The 6,666-nt window shown below is 42.8% G+C and carries 5 protein-coding genes; 1 reads left to right on the top strand and 4 read right to left on the bottom strand.

Annotation, left to right across the window (positions count from 1 at the left end):
* Positions 1 to 96: 96 nt before the first annotated feature.
* The 4 genes from O9316_RS12930 to O9316_RS12915 all read right to left on the bottom strand — a co-directional run bounded on the left by O9316_RS12930 (position 97) and on the right by O9316_RS12915 (position 4,553).
* Entirely contained in the window at positions 97 to 1,173 is a 1,077-nt protein-coding gene (locus tag O9316_RS12930) for an XRE family transcriptional regulator (RefSeq protein ID WP_298205052.1), read from the bottom strand.
* 1,013 nt (positions 1,174 to 2,186) lie between these two features.
* A complete protein-coding gene (gene aat / locus O9316_RS12925; protein WP_298205051.1) occupies positions 2,187 to 2,822 on the bottom strand; it encodes a leucyl/phenylalanyl-tRNA--protein transferase in 636 nt (211 codons plus the stop codon).
* A 424-nt stretch (positions 2,823 to 3,246) separates the two neighbouring features.
* Positions 3,247 to 3,642 (bottom strand): DUF3127 domain-containing protein, encoded by a 396-nt coding sequence (locus O9316_RS12920; protein WP_298205050.1) that lies wholly within the window; start codon positions 3,640 to 3,642, stop codon positions 3,247 to 3,249.
* Positions 3,643 to 3,671: 29 nt separating this feature from the next.
* Entirely contained in the window at positions 3,672 to 4,553 is an 882-nt protein-coding gene (locus O9316_RS12915; protein ID WP_298205049.1) for a flavin reductase family protein, read from the bottom strand.
* Between the two features lie 199 nt (positions 4,554 to 4,752).
* Here O9316_RS12915 and O9316_RS12910 point away from each other — a divergent pair, with 199 nt between their 5' ends.
* Positions 4,753 to 5,907 carry a HAMP domain-containing sensor histidine kinase gene (locus O9316_RS12910; RefSeq protein WP_298205048.1) on the top strand — a complete coding sequence of 385 codons (1,155 nt, stop codon included), beginning with the start codon at positions 4,753 to 4,755 and terminating at the stop codon, positions 5,905 to 5,907.
* The last annotated feature ends 759 nt before the right edge of the window (positions 5,908 to 6,666 follow it).

Raw genomic sequence — 6,666 nt, 5'->3', positions numbered from 1 at the left:
CAACTTCATTATCAAACAAAAAGCCTTCAATAACTTTGTATAATCGGGATTTATCTTCCTGATTTAATTCCGATATTTGGGATAAAATACTGTCTTTCATAAAGCAAATATAATAAATATATTATTTAGACTAAAGCCTTTATTTTTTAAACTATCTAAACTAATTTGCAATAAAGAGGAGGCCTTACTCATAGAAATTAATTCCTCGGAAACGGCTCTGTAAACTAAATTCTCATAACGATTAGAATGCTCTAAACCATCGTAACGACTTTGTTCTGTAACTCTTTTTAGTTCAGCATCAAAATTCAATTGCTGGTAAAATCGTTTTACTCGAACTTGTGTCATTATTCCTGTTTCACCCAGCTTATATACTATAGCAGAAATACTGATTCCATATTTCTCTTGTACATTTTTTAATTCCTCTAAAGCAATACGGCTTCTTTGTTTACCAAATTCATTAAAAACGTTAGCTTCCGATAACAGCATTTCGGATGCAAATACATTGCAAAAACGTTCCTGTAGTTTAAGGTCTAAATGTCCAATAGGTAATAACAAATGACCTAATTCGTGCATTAAAGTAAAACGTTTTCTCTCTATTGGCATGCCTTTACTAATAACAATAATTCGGTATTTGTCATCAATTACGGTTGCCAATCCATCAAAGCTGCCACTCTCATCCTCTATTTCAATTACTTTGATATGATTATCCTCTAACAAGTCTATGATGTTGTGAATGGCATCCAGACCTATATTCCAAAATGCTCTCAAAGTAGTTGCCGCGGTTTTTATATCAATTTCATTTGCAACAATACTATTTGCCAAGGGGTTTACAAAATCATTTGATACCTCACAAATATTTTCTATGTACAAATAGTTCTCTATTCGAATACGGATTTCTTCTTTTAAAGCGCTTATCTTTTTAGCACCAAATTTGCTTTTCTTTCTAAAACTTATTTCCCCGATAGTAACCTCTGGTTTTCTGAAAAAGTAATCTACTTTTTGTTGAAACAACTTAGAAAGCGCAATTAGCTTATCACTGGTGGGAATAGATTTTCCTTGTTCATACTTGTTAATCATCTGTTTAGAAACTCCAATACTATTGGCAACTTCCTGCATAGACAATCCTTTATGAACTCTCGAATTGTGTATTCTTTGTCCTATTATTGATTCCATGATAGTTGTTTTAGGTTGACAAATATAATTTATTTTTTAATTTTGTCAACCATTTGCGCTTTAAATTCAACTCACATCCTACCACAAGCTTTCAACTCAAGGAAGATAAGTTGTGTGCTGGTTTCTAATTCGTTCCTGTCTTAAATATAAAATGGATGATGGTCAATTGGCAATTATTTTTGTTGATTACTTTTGGTCGTCTTTACAATAGAAATAAGTAACTTCAAAAGTTCAGTTAAATCTTTTCTGAATAAAGTTTTACCCAACGCAATAATTCCCTCATTGAAGTTATTTTAAATGTTGCATTATAAATTATAAATGGGCGTGCTTACATGACCTCGTTGACTAACGTCTAACGACTATTGATTTGAAAATTTGAAAATTTGAAGATTTGAAGACCTGCCTGCCGTTAGGAAGGTTTGAAAATTCTTGTCCAAACCCGACTTACGAGTTACGACTTTTTGACTTACGACTTTCTAACGTCCAACGACTCCCCTCCGTCAAGACAAAAAGTAAAGAGTTAAATAGAAGCAGGATGCCAATATCAATCAAAAATTCAAATTTCAAAAATCAAATTCCAAATCCCTCGCGAAGTTTCGAGACCAACTTCTAACAACCGACAACCATCAACCGACAACCGACAACCGACAACCGACAACCATCAACTAATTCCCCCTTCAGGGCTGACCGCTAAAATGACTTACGACTTTTTGACTTACGACTTTACCAACGTCTAACGTCTAACGACTAATCACTAGTCACCCCCGAAGTTTCGGGACTAATTACTCTAAAGTCTAACGTCTAACGACTAACGACTAATCTCTAGTTACTAGTCACTAGTCACCCCCGAAGTTTGGGGCTAATTACTCTAAAGTCTAACGTCTAACGACTAATCACTAGTCACCCCCGAAGTTTCGGGACTAATTACTAGTCACTAATCACTAATTACTCTAAAGTCTAACGTCTAACGTCTAACGACTAATCACTAGTCACTAGTCACTAGTCACTTATTCCTAAGGAATCAAAATCTGCATAAACGCGTCCCGGGAGATTTCAAACGCGCCGAGTTTTTCCAAATGGTCGTTGTGGACTTGGCAATCGAGGAGCCTATAGTTTTGCGCTTTCAGGTCCTCGATGAGTTGCAAAAACGCCATTTTACTTGCATTGGGAACTAGCGAAAACATACTTTCGCCACAAAAAACATGACCGAGGTCAACGCCATACAACCCGCCTACCAAACGGTCGCCTTGCCACACTTCATACGATACAACTTCCCCCAGTTCGTGCCATTGCGAATACGCGCGGATGATGTCGCGGGAAATCCAAGTGCCCGTTTGTCCCCGTCGAGGCGCCCGCTGGCAGTGGGTAATCACGGCATTGAATTGGGTATTGCGCGTTACCGTAAACACCCCGCGGTTGCGTAAATTGCGCAAACTTTTCGACGGCTTATACGTGGCTGGATGCACGACCATCCGCTGGGGCGGCGCCCACCACAAAAGGGGTTCGTCGGCATCATACCACGGAAAAATCCCCGAACGGTACGCCAACTGCAACCGCGGTACCGACAAATCCCCTCCCACCGCCAACAAGCCCTCCACCGAAGCCTCGGTTACCGGCGGGAAATAAAGGGTTTTGGTGAGGAAATGCATGGGATTATCGATTGAAGATTTTTGATTTTTGATTTTTGATTTTAGGTGGTACAATTAACGTGTGATGCTGAATGATTAACGATTGATGATTAACGATTTTTGATTTTACTTGGTAAAATTAACGTGTGATGCTGAATGATTAACGATTGATGATTTTTGATTTTTGATTTTAGGTGGTACAATTAACGTGTGATGCTGAATGATTAACGATTGATGATTAACGATTTTTGATTTTTGATTTTAGAAGTAAGTAGAAGCAAGGACTAACGTCTAACGTCTAACGACTAATATAACAAATTCCAAACCCTACAGCCTACGCAATAGAATTTGGAATTGGATTGATTTTTAGCCTGATAGCTCCCGGCTCCAACTTGAAACTTGAAACCTGAAACCTGCCTACGGCAGGCAGGCCTGAAACAAAAAACTAGAACGGCAAATCGTCGTGTTCTTCTTCGTTGAAACTCGTCGCGGGTTCAAAAGCGGGAGCGGCGGGCATCGGTGGTGCTTGCTGTGCCATGGGCTGACCGCCTTGTGCGGGTGCTTCGGCGGCAACACGTTCGATACGCCATCCTTGAATCGAATTAAAATACTTGGTTTCGCCTTGGGGACTCACCCACTCGCGACCGCGTAAATTGATGGAAACCTTAACGGGTTCTCCTACCTGATAACTGTCTAATAAATCGCATTTGTCTTGCGTAAACTCCACCATAATGTGTTGAGGATACTGCTCTTCGGTCGTGACGACCAATTCTCTTTTTCGGAAAGTGGGGCTCACCTGCTGAACGGCATTAATCACTTTTACTCTTCCTGAAACTTCCATAATCGTAGTTGAATTAATAATACATAAATTTAGTGTACTCGTGGCGCCAAGAGGGTTTTCCATGCGGCGTCAACCGCTCCGGCATCGAGAAAAGCTTTGGCTTTGAGGTGCACTTGCTCCTCATCGGCGGAGCTTAATGCGGCTTTTACCGGCAAATTCTCTTTCACAAATATAGCAATTTCCGCTTCGGTAGGCAAGGCTTCGACATTTCCTAATTTGCCCAAATCATTTCCATCAAACACGGCGCTTTCACGCACAAAGGAAGGAATGGCATCGACCCCTATACCCAGCGTCGCCAAGGGTTTTTCGACTTCAAAAAGGCCGGCATTGGCCCGTGAATACCAGTTGCCTCCCAAGCGAGCCACCAAGTCAATCTTTTCGGGATCGAGGGTGCCTTTGGCATCCAAGACCGCTTCGTTGATATGAATTTTAACGACTTCGCAAATGATTAAATTCCCCGCACCGCCTTCGGTACCGAGGGCAATAATTTCATTGACTTTACATTCCAATTGGACCGGACTCTCCTGTACGCGATAGGGTTTGACCACCTGCGAGGGCACAGCGGTAAAGCCGGCTTTCACAAACTCGTTGACGCCGTCGGGGTATTCGGTACTCGAGAGCGACATTTGTTGCACCATAGCGTAATTGACCACATTGATCACCACTTCGCGGGTGTCTTGGCAGTTGATTAAGGTGTGTTTGATGGTGTTATCGCGCACGCGTCGGGCGGGAGAAAATAGCAGTATCGGCGGATTGGCACTGAACAAATTAAAAAAGCTAAAGGGCGACAAATTGGGATTCCCTTGGGCATCAACGGTACTGGCAAAGGCGATGGGTCGGGGACCGATGGCTCCTTGCAAATAGCCTTGAATTTGTACCGGAGTAAGCGTTTTTGGGTCTAAAGTAAGCATGGGTAAACGTTTGAAGCAAAGATAACCAAATTTCGCACACGGTGCTGAGAAGCAGGGGCCGCGCGAGGGATCGAAACAAGGTACCGCGTACCGTGGAGAGCCCGACCCCGACCGTGCGGTTTCTGGCGTTGGGCAGGGAATTGCATTCGGGGACGCGCCACAATGAAAAAAATAGTTATTTTTAGAAAAAAATCCTTGCATGCAGTTTTCTGATCGTCGCGCGGTGACCCGATGGATAATTATTGCCACGTCGTTTGTGATTGTGTCCCTGATTTTGTGGAACACCTATGCCTTTTTTCAGATTTTTAAGGAGGAGGAACGGGTGAAGATGCAGCAGTGGGCGTTGGCGCAAAAGACGTTGGCCAATGCCGATATCGATACCGATATTACGTTGCCGTTTGAAATCATTCAGAACGCGCACATTCCCATCATCGTTACGCAACAGGGGAAGATTGTGAACCACATCAACATTGACCCGGCGCTAGAAAAGGACCCGCTGCAAATGCAGGCGATGCTTGAGAATCTAAAATCGCAAAACGACCCGATCAAAATGGAATACGTTCCGGGGAAGTTTCAGTACCTCTACTACGGCGACTCGGATTTGCTGAACAAGTTGAAATACTATCCGGCGGCGCTGTTGCTCATTATTTTCTTGTTTGCGGCGGTGGTGTACAACTTTTACCGCAGTACGAAGATGGCTACGCAAAACAAATTGTGGGCGGGGATGGCGAAGGAGACGGCGCATCAAATTGGCACGCCCTTGTCGTCGCTGATCGGCTGGCTCGAATACTTGAAGGCGGAAGGCACGGTGGCCGCGTCGACGCTGGTGGAAATTGAAAAGGACATTGTGCGATTGCAAGTGATTACGGATCGGTTTTCGAAAGTGGGATCAGAACCGGTACTGGAAACCTTGGACTTGGTGGCGGAAACCCGTGCGTCGTTTGATTATTTACAAGCGCGATTTTCGAATCAAGTTCAATTCACTTTTACTGCTCCCGAGGGGCCGCTTTGGGTGGCTATTAATCCGGCGCTCCACAGTTGGACCATCGAGAACCTCATGAAAAATGCCATCGACGCGATGCGGGGCAAAGGCACGTTGGAAGTGGCTATTGAAAACGACGGCACGCACTACAAAATCAACGTTACCGATAACGGTAAAGGGATTCCGAAAAATCAGTTTCGCAAGGTTTTTGAACCCGGCTTTACGACCAAAAAACGGGGTTGGGGCTTGGGACTTTCCTTGACCAAACGCATCGTGGAAGATTACCACAAAGGGAAAATTCGGGTGCTACATTCCGAAATCGGCAAAGGCACGACGATGCAGGTGGTGTATGGGGTGGCCCCTTTGGGTTAGTTTTCAGTGGCAGTCGCAGTTTGCAGTGGGTGGCTGATAAGTAGATGTTGGACTTTAGAGTGACTAGTGATTAGTGATTAGTGATTAGTGACTAGTGATTAGTGATTAGTGATTAGTGATTAGTGATTAGTGACTAGTGATTAGTGATTAGTGATTAGTGACTAGTGATTAGTGGTCGTTAGACGTTGGTCCCGTAACTTCGGGAGGGATTTATTTATTGGAATTTCAGTGTAAAAGAGGAAAGGGTTTAAAAGTGTATTGTGAGCCGTTTATGAATCACGTTCTTCTTTTTTCTTTGCCACAAAGACACTAAGCCGCGAAGATGTTATGATTGTATGTTGCAGTGAAGGAAGTGCTCAGCCGCTCAGAAACTTAGCTTCTTTGGAGCTTAGGGTGAATTTCTTTCCTCTTGCTTCTTGCTTCTAATTTTACCTCAAAGACGCCAAGATTGCGCAGAGAACGCAATGGTTTAAGGACACAAAGTACGTGGCCCTTGGCCGACTTAATTTTTCTTAATCATTATCGGCTATGTATATAACCTTAATTTCTTACTGTTTAAAAATTTGGAGCACAAGGTTTTACTAAGGTAGTTTAGTGTAAAAGTGGAATGAGTTTACTAGTGAAGCCGTAATTACGTTTGAAAGATCATTTTCAAACCTTCCTAACGGCAGGCAGGTCTTCAAATTACCTCATTTTCAAATTGAAGTGTAAAAGTGTAGTACGTGCCGTTTATGAATGAAGCATTTCTTTTCTCTTGCT

The organism is Flavobacterium sp., from assembly GCF_027533505.1.
Classification (GTDB): domain Bacteria; phylum Bacteroidota; class Bacteroidia; order Flavobacteriales; family Flavobacteriaceae; genus Flavobacterium.
This window is presented reverse-complemented; position numbering and strand designations above follow the sequence as displayed.

Coding starts and splice junctions, on each gene's coding strand:
- O9316_RS12915 (WP_298205049.1), bottom strand. CDS start 4,553: ATGCTTACTTTAGACCCAAAAACGCTTACTCCGGTACAAATTCAAGGC.
- O9316_RS12930 (WP_298205052.1), bottom strand. CDS start 1,173: ATGGAATCAATAATAGGACAAAGAATACACAATTCGAGAGTTCATAAA.
- O9316_RS12920 (WP_298205050.1), bottom strand. CDS start 3,642: ATGGAAGTTTCAGGAAGAGTAAAAGTGATTAATGCCGTTCAGCAGGTG.
- aat (WP_298205051.1), bottom strand. CDS start 2,822: ATGCATTTCCTCACCAAAACCCTTTATTTCCCGCCGGTAACCGAGGCT.
- O9316_RS12910 (WP_298205048.1), top strand. CDS start 4,753: ATGCAGTTTTCTGATCGTCGCGCGGTGACCCGATGGATAATTATTGCC.